The sequence below is a fragment of the Paracoccus fontiphilus genome, from assembly GCF_017356265.1.
Lineage (GTDB): Bacteria > Pseudomonadota > Alphaproteobacteria > Rhodobacterales > Rhodobacteraceae > Paracoccus > Paracoccus fontiphilus.
This window is the reverse complement of record NZ_JAFNAW010000026.1, coordinates 31408-46766: the sequence shown is the minus strand read 5'-3', so window position 1 is coordinate 46766 and position 15359 is coordinate 31408. Positions and strand designations below refer to the sequence as shown.

The window sequence follows — 15359 nt, the reverse complement described above, 5'->3', positions numbered from 1 at the left end:
GCGCGACGGAAAGGCGGCAGCCGGCGCGGCGCCGCGCGGCCCCGTCGTGGCCCGGCGCAAGTCCGCGCCCCCGGCCTTCGAGCTTGAGGAAGACCTGCCCGAGCCCGAGCTGATCGAACGCGATGCCGATTACGACGGCGACGCGCCCTCGGCCGAGGAGGTCAGCGGCCGGATCAACGACGCGATCCGCACGCGGTCAAGCAAGCCCTCGGTCCTGGCCACCGTGGCGGCCCGCCTGACGCGGGAAGGCCCGCGCGACGTGCCCGACGAGGACGACCTGCCCTTGGCCCAGATGCCGCGCGTCGCCGCGCCCTTGGTGAAGAAACCCGCCGCGCCCTCGCGCCCGTCGAGAGCCGAGCCCGAGGCCGAACTGTCGTTCGAGGATGTGCTGTCGACCTATGAGCGCCCGCCCTTGGCACTGCTCAGCGCTCCGTCCGCCGGCGACCATCACACGGTGTCCGAGGAGGTTCTGACCGAGAACGCCCGGATGCTGGAGGCGGTCCTGGACGACTATGGCGTCAAGGGCCAGATCACCGAGGTCCGTCCCGGCCCGGTCGTCACGCTTTACGAACTGGAGCCCGCGCCGGGCCTGAAGGCCAGCCGCGTGGTCGGGCTGTCCGACGACATCGCCCGGTCCATGTCGGCGCTGTCGGCGCGGGTCAGCACCGTGCCGGGCCGCACCGTGATCGGGATCGAACTGCCGAACGCGCGCCGCGAAAAGGTGCTGCTGCGCGAGATCCTGGCGTCCCGCGCCTTCGGGGACGGCACGCAGCCCTTGCCGCTGGCGCTGGGCAAGGATATCGGCGGCGATCCGGTCGTGGCGAACCTGGCCAAGATGCCCCACCTGCTGATCGCGGGGACCACCGGGTCGGGCAAGTCCGTCGCCATCAACACGATGATCCTGTCGCTGCTCTACAAGCTGACGCCGGATGAATGCCGGCTGATCATGATCGACCCCAAGATGCTGGAACTGTCGGTCTATGACGGCATCCCGCACCTGCTGTCCCCCGTCGTCACCGACCCCAAGAAGGCCGTCGTCGCGCTGAAATGGGTCGTCGGAGAAATGGAGGAACGGTACCGCAAGATGTCCAAGATGGGCGTGCGCAACATCGAGGGCTACAACGGCCGCGTCCGCGAGGCCCTGTCCAAGAACGAGATGTTCAAGCGCACCGTCCAGACCGGCTTCGACGAGGACACCGGAGAGCCCGTCTTCGAGACCGAGGAGTTCAAGCCCGAGACCTTCCCCTATATCGTCGTGATCGTCGATGAGATGGCCGACCTGATGATGGTCGCGGGCAAGGAGATCGAAGCCTGCATCCAGCGGCTTGCGCAGATGGCGCGCGCGTCCGGCATCCACCTGATCATGGCGACGCAGCGCCCGTCCGTCGATGTGATCACCGGCACGATCAAGGCGAACTTCCCGACGCGGATTTCCTTCCAGGTCACCTCCAAGATCGACAGCCGCACCATCCTGGGCGAACAGGGGGCCGAACAACTGCTGGGCCAGGGCGACATGCTGTACATGGGCAACGGCGCGCGGATCACCCGCATCCACGGCCCCTTCGTCAGCGACGAGGAGGTCGAGGAGGTCGTGACGCACCTCAAGTCCTTCGGCCCGCCGTCCTACAAGTCGGGCGTGGTCGAGGGGCCCGAGGACGAGGTCGCATCCGACATCGACGCCGTTCTGGGCCTGGGCGGCGACGGGGGCGACGATGCGCTGTACGATCAGGCGGTGATGATCGTCGCCAAGGACCGCAAGTGTTCGACCAGCTATATCCAGCGCAAGCTGGCCATCGGCTACAACAAGGCCGCCCGCCTGGTCGAGCAGATGGAGGAACAGGGCGTCGTGTCCGCCGCGAACCACGTCGGCAAGCGCGAGGTTCTGGTCCCCGAGGTGTGAGGACGGTATATCCGGCCCATGAGCGTCTGGAACATCCATCTTCTGAACGCGCGCCATGACCTGACGCGCGTCCTGTCCGAAGTCCGGCAGGCCAGCCGCGACGGGGTTGTCCAAGCCTCTCGCCATGCGGACCTGCCCGCCTTCGATCTGGTGATCCGCGCGCAGGCGGACCGGACGGCGGATGGCGCGATCCAGGGCCGGTGCCCCGCCCCCGGCGTGATCGAGATCGCGCTGAACCCCGACCGCTTCGACCCCACGGCCTTTACCCGCACCCTGGTCCGCCAGATGGCGCATCTGGTCCGCTGGACCGGACCGGGCTATGGCAAATCCCTGGGCGAGGCCCTGGTCAGCGAAGGGCTGGCGGGGCATTTCGTCCTGCAGGTCATGGGCGGGCAGGCCGACGCCATCGACAGCGTCAGACCGGCGCAGGGGGTGATGCGGCAGGCGATGAACGAATGGGCGCGGCGCGACCATGACCATGGGCGCTGGTTCGGGGGCAAGGGCGACCTGCGCAGGGGAACGGGCCATAGCCTGGGACACCGGATCGTCGCCGATCATCTGGCGCAGAACCCCGGTGATTCGGCCGCGTCGCTGGCAACCGCCCCGGCCGAGCCGTTCCGCCAGACCCTGCGCCGCCTTGCCGCGTCCGAAGGTCAGGCCGATCCAGAGGATTCAGAAGGCTGAGAAGCGGGGGCTGCGGGTTACGGCCAGGACCGCTCCCATGACCAGCCCGGCCATGGTTCCGCCCAGATGCGCTTCCCACGCGATCGAGGGCATGAGGACCGTCAAGGCGACGTTCAGCACGACCATCAACGCGACGCCGCGCCACAACTGTCCCAGCGGGCGGCGGCGGCGCCATCCCGTCACGGCCGCAAAGCCGATCAACGCGCCCGCCAACCCGAAGATCGCGCCGGATGCGCCGATCATCGGCCCCCCGTCCGGGGTCATCACGGCGAACAGCAGGGCGGCCGCGACCTGCGTGACCGCGTAGACGGCGGCCATCGCCCCCGCGCCGACAAGGCGGTTCAGTTCCCGCGCAAGGGCCACCAGCGACAGCATGTTCATGCCCAGGTGCAGCAGCCCGGCGTGAAGAAAGCCGTATGTCACGAAGATCGTCAGGATGTGACCCGGAAAGACCCCGTGCCCTGCCCAGAGGACCGGCGACCAGAACCCGCCGAAGATCAGCGCCGCCTGCCGCAGGATCGGATAGCCCAGCAGGTCGGCGATGATGAACGCGGCCTGGATCGCGCAGCACAGGGTGATCACGACCTTGACCCACAGGGGCAGGCGCGGCTGCAGTTCGTCCCGCAGGGCCGGGAAGGGGTCCGACCGGGCGGTCATCACTCCGCCTTGATCCGGCGGGCCTCGCCCACCAGCATGATCGGAATTCCCGCGCGGATCGGGAAGGCAAGGCCCGCGGCCCGGGACACCAGTTCCTGCCGCGCTGCGTCATAGGACAGCGTGGCGTGCGTGACGGGACAGACCAGGGCCTCCAGCATGTGGCGGTCGAAGCCGGGCTGGGCGGGGGCGGGGTGATCGGGGCGGTTCATTGCAGTCTTTCCTCGTTGTCGCCGCCGTGCAGGGCAAATTCGATCAGACCCTGCAGCAGTTCGCGCCGGTCGGCCAGGGTCGGGCTTTCCAGCAGCGCCTGCTTGTCGCCGGGCGAGAAGGGCAGCACCATGGACAGCGAGTTGATCAGAGCCTCGTCCTGGGCGTCGGCCGCCGCGTCCCAGTCGGTGGACAGCTCGTGCGCCTCCATGTAGCGGCGCAGAAGGGGGAACAGCGCGCCGCGGTCCATGGCCGGGTCGTCTTCCGACCCCTTCATGTCGCGGCCGAAGGACGACCAGTCCACGTCGCCCACAAGGTAGGGGGTGAAGCCTTCCTTCGCCTCGACCAGCCGGAACCGCGACACGGCCCGCAGCGAGATCATCTGCCGCCCGTCGTCCGTTTCCGAGAATGCCACTACCCGGCCCGCGCAACCGATCGCGGCCAGGCCCTCGCCCTCGGGCTGGATCAGGCCGATCAGGCGGTGGTCGGTCTTCAGCGCATCGTCCAGCATCTGCAGGTAGCGCGGCTCGAAGACGTGCAGGGGTATCCGCGCGCGGGGCATCAGCACCGCCCCGGGCAAGGGGAACAGCGGGATGCGCGCGGGCAGATCAAAGCGGAACATCATGGCCCGGTTCAGGCGAAGATCAGGGATGACAGGCGGCGGCGGCCCTTCTGGGCCAGCGGATCGTTGGGCTTGAGGCTGTCGAAGATGGTCAGCAACTGCGCCTTGGCCGCGCCCTCGTTCCAGTCGCGGTCCTGGCGGAAGCTGTCCAGCAGGATGTCGATGGCGTCCTCGACCCGGCCCGCGGCGTGCAGGGCCTGCGCGTATTCCAGGCGGGCCTGCTGGTCGGCCGGGTCGGCATCGACGCGAGCCTGCAGGGCGTCGAGCGGTCCGGCCTTCGCGGCCTGGCGGGCCAGGTGCAACTGGGCGCGCGCGGCCTCGACGGGGGCACTGGTCGCGGCGGGGGCAGGAATGGCGTCCAAGGCGGCCTGCGCGGCCTCAGCGTCGCCTGCGGCCAGATGGGCGCGGACCACGCCGGCCCAGGCATCGTTGCTGGACGGGTCTTCTTCGGCAATGGCGGCGAAGGTTTCGGCGGCGTCGATGAAGGCGCCTTCCTCCAGCATCTGCTCGGCCGCGGCCAAGGCATCGGCAAGCCCGCCGTCGTCGCCCGACAGCGCGGCCAGCTTGTCCACGAACTGCTTGATCTGGCTTTGCGGGATCGCGCCCTGGAAGGCATCGACCGGCTGGCCCTGGAAGAAGGCGTAGACGGTGGGGATCGACTGCACGCGCAGTTGCGCGGCGATCATCTGGTTTTCGTCGACATTGACCTTGGCCATGCGGACCCGGCCCTTGTGGCGCGCGACCTCGGCCTCCAGTTGCGGGCCGAGGGTCTTGCAGGGGCCGCACCAGGGCGCCCAGAAATCGACGATCACCGGCACCTGCATGGAGGCCTGCACGACCTCGGCCATGAAGGTCGCCTCGGTCACGTCCTTGATGAAATCGGCGGTCTTGGGCGTCTCGGTCGCGCCATCGAAAAGCATGGTCATGGGGTCCCCAGGGTGGTTTGGGCCAAAACGGTTGGCGGCAATATGGGGTTTGCTGCGCGCGAGGGGAAGGGTTGTTTGAGGCGGCAAGGCCGGGGGACTTCACGTCCCCCGGACCCCCTGTGGGATATTTGGGCCAAAGTGAAAGGGTCTTACAGATCGAAGCTGGCCAGCACCGGCACATGGTCGCTGGGCTGGTCCCAGCCCCGGCAGGGGCGCAGGATGCGGCTGGCGTGCGCGGCGTTGGCAATGTCGGCGCTGGCCCAGATGTGGTCCAGGCGGCGGCCCTTGTCGGCGGCATCCCAGTCGGCGGCGCGATAGCTCCACCAGGAATAGAGGAGGCCCGTGGGGATGTCCTTGCGCGTCACGTCCACCCATCTGCCCGCGTCCTGGGCCGACAGCAGGTGATCGACCTCGATGGGCGTGTGGCTCACGATCTTCAGTAGCTGCTTGTGGGACCACACGTCATCCTCGCGCGGGGCGATGTTCAGGTCGCCCACCAGGATCGACTTGCGGGGATTGTCGGCGTGGAAGACGTCGCGCATCTCGGCCACGAAATCCAGCTTCTGGCCGAACTTCTCGTTCACGGTGCGGTCGGGGATGTCGCCGCCCGCCGGGACATACATGTTGTGGATCGTCACGCCGTTTTCCAGCCGGGCCGACACATGGCGCGCATGGCCCAAGCGCGCGTAGTCGCGGTCGCCCGCATCCTCCAAGGGCAGGCGCGACAGGATCGCCACGCCGTTGTAGCCCTTCTGGCCGCGCGCCACGATCCAGTCGTAGCCAAGCGCCCGGAACTGATCCAAGGGGATCTTCTCGACCGGGGACTTGCATTCCTGGAGGCACAGGACATCGGGCGCTTCCTCGCGCAGGAAGCGGGCCACAAGCCCCTCGCGCAGGCGGACCGAGTTGATGTTCCAGGTGGCGATGGTGAACATGGGCTGGCTCCTTTGCGCGCGGACCCTAGCGGCGGGAACGGCCAGAGTCGAGTTGACGCGGCGGCAGCGAAAAAGCGTGAAACATCAATCCCTGCTTGGTGATCGGGGAAACTGCGGCTAAGCAATGACCGGCAAGCCAGGGGGACAGGATGCGACTGACGGTGGACGAGGCTTTGGCGCGCGGCGGGGCCGGGCGGTTCCAGTGGCGGCTTCTGGGGATCTTCGGTCTGGTCTGGGCCGCCGATGCCATGCAGGTGATCGCGGTGGGCTTTGCCGCGCCCTCGGTCGCCGCCACCTTCGGGATCGAGCGGGTGACGGCCTTCCAGATCGGCACGGTGTTCTTCGCGGGCATGTTCCTGGGGGCCTTCGCCTTCGGCCGGATCGCGGACCGCATCGGGCGGCGCAACATCCTGGTGCTGACCGTGGGGATGGATGCGATCTTCGGGCTGGCCTCGGTCTTTGCGCAGGATTTCACGTTGCTGCTGGTGCTGCGCTTCCTGACGGGCGTGGCCGTGGGCGGCACGCTGCCGGTGGACTACGCGATGATGGCCGAGTTCCTGCCGCCCCGGAACCGGGGCCGCTGGCTGGTCTGGCTGGAAGGCTTCTGGGCCGTGGGCACGATCGTCGTGGCGCTGACCGCCTGGATCGCCGTGGCACAGGGGGCGGCGGCACCCTGGCGCTGGATCTTCGCCGTCGCCGCCATTCCGGCGCTGATCGGCATCTTCCTGCGGCTGTGGCTGCCGGAATCGCCCATGTACCTGATCCGCAAGGGTGACGGGGCGGGCGCAAGGGCGGTGATCGACAAGGTTCTGGTCACGAACGGGATGCAGCCGCTGCCGCAGGATGCCGAACTGGTTCCGGCATCGGTGCCGACGGGGGCCGAAACCTCGATCTTCTCGGACCTGCTTCGGACGCGGACCATCGGCGTGCTGGCGGTGTGGTTCCTGGTGTCGCTGTCCTATTACGGCGTCTTCGTCTGGGTGCCGGGGCAACTGGCGACGGAAGGCTTCGGCTTCGTGCGCGGCTACGCGTTCCTGGTGGTGCTGGCCTTGGCGCAGGTGCCGGGATATGCCTTGGCGGCCTGGGGGGTCGAGGCGGTGGGCCGGCGCGCGACGCTGCTGGGCTTCCTGCTGCTCAGCGCCGCGGGTTGCGCGCTGTTCACGGTGGCCAGCGGCACCGCGATGGTCGCGGGCGCGCTGATTCTGATGAGCTTCGCGTTGCTGGGCACCTGGGGCGCGCTCTACGCCTTCACGCCCGAGCTTTACCCGACCCACCTGCGGGGCACCGGCATGGGCACCGCCAGCGCCATGGCGCGGTTGGGCGGCATCCTGGCGCCCAGCCTGCTGGCCTTCGTCTTTGCCAAGGGCTTCGGCTTCGCCATCGGGGTCTTTGCCGCCCTGCTGCTGCTGGGCGCCTTGGCGCTGCTGCTGGTGAAGACGGAAACCCGCGATCAGGCCATCGCCTGAAACCGGGGGCGGCTGCGGCCCGTTGCCCTGTCGATCACAGGAGGACAGGGCAATGGGCCAACTGGTCGAAGGCGTCTGGAAGGACGAATGGTACGACACGGGATCGAGCGGCGGAGAGTTCGTCCGCGACACGGCAAAGCACCGCAACTGGGTGACGGCCGACGGCAGCCCCGGCCCGACGGGCGAGGGCGGCTTCAAGGCGGAAAGCGGGCGCTATCACCTGTATGTCTCGTATGCCTGCCCATGGGCGCACCGGACGCTGATCTTCCGGGCGCTGAAGGGGCTGGCAGACCACATCGACGTCTCGGTCGTCCATCCCGACATGCTGTGGAACGGGTGGGAATTCCGGACCGATTTCGACGGGGCCACCGGCGACCGGCTGTTCGGCGAGCCTTACCTCTACAGCCTCTACCTGCGCGCCGATCCCAAGGCCTCGGGGCGGGTGACGGTGCCGGTGCTGTGGGACCGCGACGGGGACCGGATCGTGTCGAACGAAAGCAGCGACATCATCCGCATGTTCAATTCCGCCTTCGACGGGCTTACCGGCAATACGGACGACTATTGGCCCGAAGACCTTCGCGAGGGGATCGGCCACCTGAACGACCGCATCTATGACACGGTCAACAACGGCGTCTACAAGGCGGGCTTCGCCACGGCGCAGGAGGCCTATGACAAGGCCGTCCACCCGCTGTTCGACAGCCTGGACTGGATCGAGGGCATCCTGGCCGGGAACCGCTATCTGGCCGGCGACCGCCTGACCGAGACCGACTGGCGGCTGTTCACCACGATTGCGCGCTTCGATTCGGTTTATCACACGCATTTCAAGTGCAACCGCCGCAGGATCGTGGACTACCCGAATCTGTGGGGATGGGCGCGGGAACTGTATCAAGTGCCCGGCGTGGCCGAGACGGTGCGGCCGGACCATTTCACGCGGCACTACTATTTCAGCCACGACATGGTGAACCCGCACCGGATCATCCCCATCGGCCCGGACATGGACTGGACCGAACCGCATGGCCGGGGATGATACGCAAGCCCCGGCGCGGGAAAACGCCGGGGCATCAGAGAGAGGGAGGGAGAGAGTGTGGCCGCATCCGCCGACCACTGGGCTTCGGATTGACAACTCGGATCTTGGGCCGGGGTTCCTGAGGGCAGCCCGGCGGGGACGCACATTCCGCTGACGGGCTCCGGGACCGATCCGTCGCTCAGCCCTGGCTTGGCAGCGTGACGATGATCGGCCTCCGGTTTGTCGCCACGACGGTATGTTCGTACTGGACAACGGGTGCCGGCGGCTCGCTGTAAAGGGTCCAGTCGTCCGCGCCCGTGGCAGCCCAGGTTCCGCCCCGGGACAGGAACGGCTCGACGGTCAGCACAAGGCCCTTGTGCATCCGCCGCCGGTCGCCGCGTGTCGGCCAGGTCGCCACCTCCTCGGGGTATTCGTGCAGGGCCCGGCCGACCCCATGGCTGGCGAGGTTGCGGATCAGGGTATAGCCGCGTGCCGACGCGAACCGCCCGATGGCATTGCCGATCGCGGCCAGAGGCTTGCCGTGGCCCACCTGGGCGATGCCGATCTGCGTCGCGTGCCGTCCATCGCGGCACAGGCGCTCCAGGGACGGGCCTGCAGGCCCCAGGGGGAATGTCGCCCCCGTATCGGCAAAGTAGCCGTTCCTGGAGGCCGAGACATCGATGTTGACCAGATCGCCCGCGCGCAGGGTCCGGTCGCCCGGAATGCCATGGGCGATTTCCTCGTTGACGCTGATGCAGGTGGCGCCCGGAAAGTCATAGGTGGCTTCGGGCGCCGGAACCGCGCCCTCGCAGTCCAGAATCCTGCGGCCGATCTCGTCCAGTTCCCTGGTCGTCATGCCGGGTTCCATCGCCCTGGCCATGGCCTGCATGGTATCGGCCACGACGCGCCCGATATCCTTCAGGCCGTCCAGTTCATCCTGGTTCGTGATCGTCATCCTGCCTCTCAAAGCGGCGCAGCGTATCCGCCGTTCCTAGCAGCCATCGGCAGCCTTGTCCCGCGTGACGGTTCCTGCCGCGGCGACAGCAACCCCCGGTGCGAAAAGGCCCGGCGAATGGCCGGGCCTTTGCCTTGCGACTTGATCCGGCAGTCACGCCACCAGCCGATAGCCTCCCGATTCCGTCACCAGCAGGCGGGCATTGCTGGGATCGGGCTCGATCTTCTGCCTCAACCGATAGATGTGGGTTTCCAGCGTATGCGTGGTCACGCCCGCATTGTATCCCCAGACCTCGTGCAGCAGCACGTCGCGGGCCACCACCCCGTCCTGCGCGCGGTACAGGAACTTCAGGATGTTGGTTTCCTTCTCGGTCAGGCGGATCTTGCGGTCCTTGCCGTCGATCAGCATCTTCATCGCGGGCTTGAAGGTATAGGGCCCAAGCTGGAAGATCGCGTCCTCGGACTGCTCGTGCGTGCGCAACTGCGCCCGCAGCCGTGCCAGCAGAACCGGGAACTTGAACGGTTTGGTGATATAGTCGTTGGCGCCCGCATCCAGGCCCAGGATGGTGTCGGCGTCCGTGTCATGGCCGGTCAGCATGACGATGGGGCACTTGACGTTCAGCTTGCGCAGCTTCTTGCACAACTCGCGCCCGTCGGTATCGGGCAGGCCCACGTCCAGGATCACCAGGTCGAAGATCGCGCCCTTGGCGGCGTCCACGGCGCCCGCGCCGGTGCCCGCCTCGGTGACGTCGAATTCGTCGGTGGCGATCAACTGTTCGGCCAGGGCCTCGCGCAGGTCTTCCTCGTCGTCGACCAGCAGGATCTTTTTCAGTCCGGGCATGTTGCCTCCTCAACCTTGTTGCGCGATCAGGTGGGCAAGGCGTGCCGCGTCGTCCAGCATCATGTCGGAAATCTCACATGGAGTTGTCGGGAAAGGCGCATATGTTTCAGAATGTTTCACTTGGCCGGGACCATCCATGAGCCTGATCCCCACCCTGACCGAGGTCGTGTCTCGCGCCCGCACCGACTTGCGCATGGGCCTGCCGGTGATGATCGGCGGCCATCTGGTCGCGGCGGTCGAAACGCTGGCCCCGGCGCGGCTGGCCGACATCCGGGCGCTTGGCCGGCCGGTGCTGGCGTTGACCGAACGGCGGGCGGTGACGCTGAAGTCCTGGGCCAGTCGCGACGGCGTGGCGCGGATCGTGGTGCCGGCGGATGCGGATCATGGCTGGCTTCGGGCGATGGCCGATCCTTCGACCGATCTGATGAATCCCTTGAAAGGGCCGCTGTTCACGGCAGACGAGGGCGACGCCACCCCGCATCTGGCCGGGCTGGCGCTGGCGAAGTCGGCGCAGCTTCTGCCGGCGGTCCTGGTGGTCGCGACGGAGCCCCTGCCTGGCCTGACGCAGGTCGCCCCCGGCCCGCTGCTGGCGCAACTGGCGCACGAGGCGGCGATGGTCCCGGTTGCCGCCGCCAACCTGCCCTTGATCGCGTCGGAACGGTCGCGGCTGCACATCTTCCGCCCCGATGACGGTGCCGCCGAGCATTACGCGATCGAGATCGGCGATCCGCCACGCGACGCGCCCGTGCTGGCGCGGCTGCATTCGGCCTGCTTCACCGGCGACGTGCTGGGCAGCCTGAAATGCGACTGCGGTCCCCAGCTTCACGCGGCGCTGACGGCCATGGGTCAGGCGGGGCAGGGGGTTCTGCTGTACCTGAACCAGGAAGGGCGGGGCATCGGGCTTGCCAACAAGATGCGCGCCTATGCGCTGCAGAACCAGGGTTTCGACACGGTGCAGGCCAACCACCGCCTGGGGTTCGAGGATGACGAGCGCGATTTCCGCATCGGCGCGGCCCTGCTGCGGCGGATGGGGTTTTCGCAGGCGCGGCTGATGACCAACAACCCGCGCAAGGTCGCCATGATGGAAAGCCACGGCATCACTGTCACCGAACGGGTGCCGCTGGTGGTCGGGCGCAACCGCTTCAACGAGGCCTACCTGGACACCAAGGCCGAGAAGTCGGGGCATCTGCTGTGAGTCCGGGCGATCTGGTCCTGACGCCGCAGGGGGTGCGCTTTCGCGGTCGCCTGTTCCCGTGCAGCATCGGCAAGCGCGGCGTGACGCGCGACAAGCGCGAAGGCGACGGCGCCACGCCCGCGGGGGTGATGCGGATCGCCGGCCTGTGGTATCGCCCCGACCGGCTGGCACGGCCTGCGCCCTGGGCGCGGCCCATCGGCCTAGGCGACCTGTGGTGCGATGCGCCCGGTCATCCGGCCTACAACCACCACGCCCGCGCGCCGCTGGCGGCCAGCCACGAAAGGCTGCGCCGGGCCGATCCGCTGTATGACCTGATCCTGACGACGGACTGGAACTGGCCCGATGCCGTGCCCGGCCGGGGGTCGGCGATCTTTTTGCACCAGTGGCGGCGTTCGGGCTTCGGGACCGAAGGCTGCATCGCCTTCGCGCGCCCCGACCTGATCCGGATCGCCCGTCATGCGCGGCCGGGAACGCGGGTGATCGTGCCCTAGAGCGCGTTACGGGGCATCGGCAGCTCGCCCCGGTTATAGGGTCCCCAATCCGCGACCTCGGGATAGAACTGCCTGCGCCAGGCGCGAACGCGCGGGTTCATGCGCCGCCGCCACCAGGGCGGGACCATCGCCACGAAGGTCATCGCTGGATAGCCAAAGGGCAGTTGCGGGGCCTCGTCCGTTCCATAGGTTTGCAGCAGGGGAAAGCGGCGGTCGGGCTTGTAGTGGTGGTCCGAATGGCGCTGGAGGTTGATCAGCAGCCAGTTCGACGCCGTGTGGCCGGCGTTCCAGCTGTGGCGCGGCAGGATATGTTCGTATCGCCCCTCGCCCAGGTGCTTGCGCGTCAGGCCGTAATGTTCGACGTAATTCGTCAGCTCCAGTTGCCAGACGGCGACAAAGGCCTGGAAGACGAACAGCAGCAGGCCCTGCGCGCCGCCAAGCGCCAGCGCCAGCGCGATCATCCCCCCTTGCAGCGCGGCATAGCGCCAGAACGGGTTGCGCCGGTCCCAGGGACTGCGTTTGGCCCGCGCCAGCAGCCGGGTTTCCGCCCGCCAGGCGCTGGCGGGACCGTCGCGAAGGACGCGCCAGAAGAAGCGGTAGAACCCCTCGTTGTAGCGCGCCGAGACCGCGTCGCGCGGGGTGGACACCCAGGCATGGTGGACCAGCAGATGCTCGGTCCTGAAATGCGAATAAAGGGTCGAGGCCAGCAGCAGGTCGCCCATCCAGCGTTCCACGGCGGTCTTCTGGTGCAGCAGTTCATGGGCATAGACCATGCCGATGGTGCCGGACAGCACGCCCACGCCGAAGAACAGGCCCAGCTTTTCCGGCCCCGACAGGTGGCCCGCATGGGACACATGCCAGATCGACCCGAAGATCGCCGCGAATTGCAGCGGGAACCAGATGATCGTGACGGCGCGATGCCAGAACAGCCGCGCCGTTTCGGTCTGCGGGTCGGGATTCGCCTCGTTCAGGCCAAGGACGCCATCCAGGGCGGTGGTCAGATACCAGGCATAGGCCGGCAGCAGCGCCCACCAGAAGCCGCCCCGGACCGCCGCCAGCGCGACCAGCGGCAGCATGACCAGCGACATCCAGAAGGGCGCCGCAGCGGGCAATCTGCTTGAGGTAGAATCGCTCATGCCCGCGATGTTACGCGGCGATCTCGGCCCGCGCCATGTCCCAGACCTTGCGCATCAGCCCGGGCAGGGCCTCGCGGTCGATTTGCCGCAGGGGAACCAGGTGGCCGCGCGCCGGTGCCGCGTCCAGATCGCCGACCATGACCTGCAACGACAGGTTGAAGTGGGTGAAGACATGGCGGACATGGCCGACCGCCCGCCAGTCCGCCGCGCCGGGCGGCGGCAGGTCGCGCCCGTCCCAATGGGCCGAAGGGAAGGCCAGCGTCCCGCCCAGCAGTCCCGTTGCGGGCCTCTGCTCCAGCACAAGGGCGTCGCCGCGGCGGCCCACCCAGGCGATGCCGGTGCGGTCAGGCTTGGCGGTCTTGGGCGCCTTGCGCGGCAGGCTGGCGGCGATGCCTTGGGCGCGGGCGTCGCAGTCATGGATCAGCGGGCAGATGCCGCAGGCCGGGCTGCGCGGCGTGCAGATGGTGGCGCCCAGGTCCATCATCGCCTGCGCATAGTCGCCGGGGCGTTCCTGCGGCGTCAGCGTTTCGGCAAGCGCCACCAGTTCGGGCTTGGCGGCGGGCAGGGGGGTCTCGACCGCGAACAGCCGCGCGACGACGCGTTCCACATTGCCGTCGACCACGGTTTCCGGCGCGTCATGGGCGATGGCGGCGATCGCGGCCGAGGTATAGGCGCCGATCCCCGGCAGTTCCCGCAGCCCCTCCCGTGTCAGGGGAAAGCCGCCCCCCGCTGTCACCGCGCGGGCGCAGGCCAGCAGGTTGCGGGCGCGGGCGTAATAGCCAAGCCCCGCCCATTCCGCCATCACCTGCGCATCGTCGGCAGCCGCCAGATCCTGCACGGTCGGCCACAACGCCGTGAAGCGTTCGAAATAGGCCTTCACCGCCGCCACGGTTGTCTGCTGCAGCATCACCTCGGACAGCCAGACGCGATAGGGATCGGCCGCGCCGCCGCCGGGCGGGACGCGCCAGGGCAGGGTGCGGGCATGGCGGTCGTACCAGTCCAGCAGGGTAGGGGCGATCACCTTGGTGTCACGCAATTATCAGTCCTCGGCTTGTTTGACGTGCTTTCATCCCGGGGCGGGGCTGATTAAGGATATGGGGGTGATAGCAGGACAGGCAAAGATGGCACAGGCGCCGGACCGCACCCCCCCAAGCCGACGCAGGCGCGGCTTCCAGCAGGCCGCCACCCTGCTGGCCGACCGGGTGCAGAAGGCGGCCGAGGGGCGGGGCTTCGCCGTGGCCCGCCTGCTGACCCATTGGCCCGAGATCGCGGGCCCGCAGCTTGCCGCCATGACCCGGCCCGTGCGCATCAGCCACGCGCGCGGCGGGTTCGGCGCGACCCTGACGCTGCTGACCGCCGGCCCCGTCGCCCCCTTGGTCGAGATGCAGCTGCCGCAGTTGCGCGACCGTGTGAACGCCTGCTACGGCTACAACGCCGTGCAGCGGATCACCCTGACCCAGACCGCCGCCAGCGGATTCGCCGAAGGGCAGGCGGTCTTTGCCGCCGCGCCTGCCAAGCCTGCCATTCCCGACCCGGTCAGCCGCCAGGCCGCCGACCAGGTCGCCAGCCAGTTCCAGGACCCCACGCTGGCCGAGGCGATGGCCCGGCTGGCGTTGAACATCGCAACCAAACGAGACCGGAACCACCGAAAGGATTTTCCATGCTGATCCGCTCTGCCGCAGCCGCCGTGGCGCTTGCCCTAGCCCCTGCCGCGATGGCCCAGGAAGCCGCGCCCGCCCCGGCCGCGCAGGCGGAAACCCTGCCCGACATCGTGCTGGGCAATGCCGACGCGCCGCTGACCGTCATCGAATATGCCAGCTTCACCTGCGGGCATTGCGCCAATTTCCACACCGAAAGCTTCCAGAAGCTGAAGACCGAATATGTCGATACCGGCAAGGTCAGGTTCATCCAGCGCGACGTCTATTTCGACCAGCCGGGCCTCTGGGCGGGGGTTCTGGCGCGCTGCGGCGGGGACGAGAAGTTCTATCCCGTGTCCAGCATGCTGTTCACCGAACAGCAGGAATGGCTTTCCGGCGGCACGGGCGAGGAGATCGCCGCGAACCTGCGCAAGATCGGCCTGAAGGCCGGCATGACCGAGGACCAGATGACCGCCTGCTGGGAAGACACCGCCAAGGCCGAGCAGTTGATCGCGACCTTCCAGCAGAACGCCACCGCCGACGAGATCGAGGCCACGCCGACCTTCATCATCGGCGGCGAGAAGGTCTCGAACCAGCCTTGGGAAGACATGAAGGGCGTCATCGACGCCAAGCTGGCCGAGGCCGACTGATCCCCCCTGCGGCCCGCCCTGCTTACAGGGCGGGCCGATCCTGCCCGTGCAG

The 15359-nt window shown here is 68.2% G+C and carries 17 protein-coding genes; 8 read left to right on the top strand and 9 right to left on the bottom strand.

The features are described 5' to 3' along the window. Both J0F76_RS10910 and J0F76_RS10905 read left to right on the top strand, forming a co-directional pair. Positions 1-1900, top strand: a 1900-nt coding sequence (locus J0F76_RS10910) for a DNA translocase FtsK (RefSeq protein ID WP_207469223.1), incomplete at its 5' end; no start/stop codon positions are given. A gap of 18 nt (positions 1901-1918) precedes the next feature. Continuing rightward, positions 1919-2584 (top strand): DUF2268 domain-containing putative Zn-dependent protease, encoded by a 666-nt coding sequence (locus J0F76_RS10905; RefSeq protein WP_207469221.1) that lies wholly within the window; start codon positions 1919-1921, stop codon positions 2582-2584. Here J0F76_RS10905 and J0F76_RS10900 read toward each other — a convergent pair. The 5 genes from J0F76_RS10900 to J0F76_RS10880 all read right to left on the bottom strand — a co-directional run bounded on the left by J0F76_RS10900 (position 2573) and on the right by J0F76_RS10880 (position 5931). Beyond that, complete coding sequence (locus J0F76_RS10900; protein ID WP_207469218.1) at positions 2573-3241, bottom strand: rhomboid family intramembrane serine protease; 669 nt, start codon at positions 3239-3241, stop codon at positions 2573-2575. The genes J0F76_RS10905 and J0F76_RS10900 overlap by 12 nt on opposite strands. Further along, the gene (locus J0F76_RS10895) at positions 3241-3450 is read right to left on the bottom strand and encodes a Trm112 family protein (RefSeq protein WP_207469215.1); all 210 of its coding nucleotides are present in this window, start codon (positions 3448-3450) and stop codon (positions 3241-3243) included. Before J0F76_RS10895 ends, J0F76_RS10900 begins: the two co-directional genes overlap by 1 nt. After that, the gene (locus tag J0F76_RS10890; protein WP_207469213.1) at positions 3447-4073 is read right to left on the bottom strand and encodes an LON peptidase substrate-binding domain-containing protein; all 627 of its coding nucleotides are present in this window, start codon (positions 4071-4073) and stop codon (positions 3447-3449) included. Before J0F76_RS10890 ends, J0F76_RS10895 begins: the two co-directional genes overlap by 4 nt. A gap of 8 nt (positions 4074-4081) precedes the next feature. Further along, complete coding sequence (gene trxA, locus J0F76_RS10885) at positions 4082-4996, bottom strand: thioredoxin (RefSeq protein WP_242690137.1); 915 nt, start codon at positions 4994-4996, stop codon at positions 4082-4084. A 149-nt stretch (positions 4997-5145) separates the two neighbouring features. Then, on the bottom strand, positions 5146-5931 hold the full coding sequence (locus J0F76_RS10880) for an exodeoxyribonuclease III (protein WP_207469203.1): 786 nt from the start codon (positions 5929-5931) through the stop codon (positions 5146-5148). A 149-nt stretch (positions 5932-6080) separates the two neighbouring features. Between J0F76_RS10880 and J0F76_RS10875 the strand changes: the two genes are divergently transcribed. Beyond that, the gene (locus tag J0F76_RS10875; protein ID WP_207469195.1) at positions 6081-7397 is read left to right on the top strand and encodes an MFS transporter; all 1317 of its coding nucleotides are present in this window, start codon (positions 6081-6083) and stop codon (positions 7395-7397) included. Positions 7398-7449: 52 nt separating this feature from the next. Further along, the gene (locus J0F76_RS10870; RefSeq protein ID WP_207469188.1) at positions 7450-8424 is read left to right on the top strand and encodes a glutathione S-transferase family protein; all 975 of its coding nucleotides are present in this window, start codon (positions 7450-7452) and stop codon (positions 8422-8424) included. 178 nt (positions 8425-8602) lie between these two features. On the opposite strand, the gene map is transcribed toward J0F76_RS10870, so the two are convergent. Together map and J0F76_RS10860 are read right to left on the bottom strand one after the other, a co-directional pair. Beyond that, positions 8603-9358, bottom strand: a complete 756-nt coding sequence (gene map / locus J0F76_RS10865; RefSeq protein ID WP_207469186.1) for a type I methionyl aminopeptidase — start codon at positions 9356-9358, stop codon at positions 8603-8605. 153 nt (positions 9359-9511) lie between these two features. Then, positions 9512-10198: a response regulator transcription factor gene (locus tag J0F76_RS10860; RefSeq protein ID WP_207469184.1), complete on the bottom strand. Its 687-nt coding sequence runs from the start codon at positions 10196-10198 to the stop codon at positions 9512-9514. 136 nt (positions 10199-10334) lie between these two features. Here J0F76_RS10860 and ribA point away from each other — a divergent pair, with 136 nt between their 5' ends. Together ribA and J0F76_RS10850 are read left to right on the top strand one after the other, a co-directional pair. Further along, positions 10335-11393, top strand: a complete 1059-nt coding sequence (gene ribA, locus J0F76_RS10855) for a GTP cyclohydrolase II (protein WP_207469182.1) — start codon at positions 10335-10337, stop codon at positions 11391-11393. After that, positions 11390-11884 (top strand): L,D-transpeptidase family protein, encoded by a 495-nt coding sequence (locus J0F76_RS10850; protein WP_207469180.1) that lies wholly within the window; start codon positions 11390-11392, stop codon positions 11882-11884. The genes ribA and J0F76_RS10850 overlap by 4 nt, the downstream gene beginning before the upstream one ends. Here the strand turns inward: J0F76_RS10850 and J0F76_RS10845 are convergent. Next, complete coding sequence (locus tag J0F76_RS10845) at positions 11881-13020, bottom strand: alkane 1-monooxygenase (RefSeq protein ID WP_207469178.1); 1140 nt, start codon at positions 13018-13020, stop codon at positions 11881-11883. The genes J0F76_RS10850 and J0F76_RS10845 overlap by 4 nt on opposite strands. Before the next feature lie 10 nt (positions 13021-13030). Next, positions 13031-14056, bottom strand: coding sequence for an A/G-specific adenine glycosylase (locus tag J0F76_RS10840; RefSeq protein ID WP_207469176.1), 1026 nt, complete (start codon positions 14054-14056; stop codon positions 13031-13033). A gap of 85 nt (positions 14057-14141) precedes the next feature. Between J0F76_RS10840 and J0F76_RS10835 the strand changes: the two genes are divergently transcribed. Both J0F76_RS10835 and J0F76_RS10830 read left to right on the top strand, forming a co-directional pair. After that, a complete protein-coding gene (locus J0F76_RS10835) occupies positions 14142-14687 on the top strand; it encodes a DUF721 domain-containing protein (RefSeq protein ID WP_207469174.1) in 546 nt (181 codons plus the stop codon). After that, entirely contained in the window at positions 14681-15307 is a 627-nt protein-coding gene (locus tag J0F76_RS10830) for a DsbA family protein (RefSeq protein WP_207469173.1), read from the top strand. The genes J0F76_RS10835 and J0F76_RS10830 overlap by 7 nt, the downstream gene beginning before the upstream one ends. The last annotated feature ends 52 nt before the right edge of the window (positions 15308-15359 follow it).

Excerpts from the sequence above, each read along its gene's own strand:
- J0F76_RS10905 (WP_207469221.1), top strand. The coding sequence starts at position 1,919 with ATGAGCGTCTGGAACATCCATCTTCTGAACGCGCGCCATGACCTGACG.
- J0F76_RS10895 (WP_207469215.1), bottom strand. The coding sequence starts at position 3,450 with ATGAACCGCCCCGATCACCCCGCCCCCGCCCAGCCCGGCTTCGACCGC.
- J0F76_RS10890 (WP_207469213.1), bottom strand. The coding sequence starts at position 4,073 with ATGATGTTCCGCTTTGATCTGCCCGCGCGCATCCCGCTGTTCCCCTTG.
- ribA (WP_207469182.1), top strand. The coding sequence starts at position 10,335 with ATGAGCCTGATCCCCACCCTGACCGAGGTCGTGTCTCGCGCCCGCACC.
- J0F76_RS10835 (WP_207469174.1), top strand. The coding sequence starts at position 14,142 with ATGGCACAGGCGCCGGACCGCACCCCCCCAAGCCGACGCAGGCGCGGC.
- J0F76_RS10900 (WP_207469218.1), bottom strand. The coding sequence starts at position 3,241 with ATGACCGCCCGGTCGGACCCCTTCCCGGCCCTGCGGGACGAACTGCAG.
- map (WP_207469186.1), bottom strand. The coding sequence starts at position 9,358 with ATGACGATCACGAACCAGGATGAACTGGACGGCCTGAAGGATATCGGG.
- J0F76_RS10875 (WP_207469195.1), top strand. The coding sequence starts at position 6,081 with ATGCGACTGACGGTGGACGAGGCTTTGGCGCGCGGCGGGGCCGGGCGG.
- J0F76_RS10860 (WP_207469184.1), bottom strand. The coding sequence starts at position 10,198 with ATGCCCGGACTGAAAAAGATCCTGCTGGTCGACGACGAGGAAGACCTG.
- J0F76_RS10830 (WP_207469173.1), top strand. The coding sequence starts at position 14,681 with ATGCTGATCCGCTCTGCCGCAGCCGCCGTGGCGCTTGCCCTAGCCCCT.
- trxA (WP_242690137.1), bottom strand. The coding sequence starts at position 4,996 with ATGACCATGCTTTTCGATGGCGCGACCGAGACGCCCAAGACCGCCGAT.
- J0F76_RS10845 (WP_207469178.1), bottom strand. The coding sequence starts at position 13,020 with ATGAGCGATTCTACCTCAAGCAGATTGCCCGCTGCGGCGCCCTTCTGG.
- J0F76_RS10880 (WP_207469203.1), bottom strand. The coding sequence starts at position 5,931 with ATGTTCACCATCGCCACCTGGAACATCAACTCGGTCCGCCTGCGCGAG.
- J0F76_RS10870 (WP_207469188.1), top strand. The coding sequence starts at position 7,450 with ATGGGCCAACTGGTCGAAGGCGTCTGGAAGGACGAATGGTACGACACG.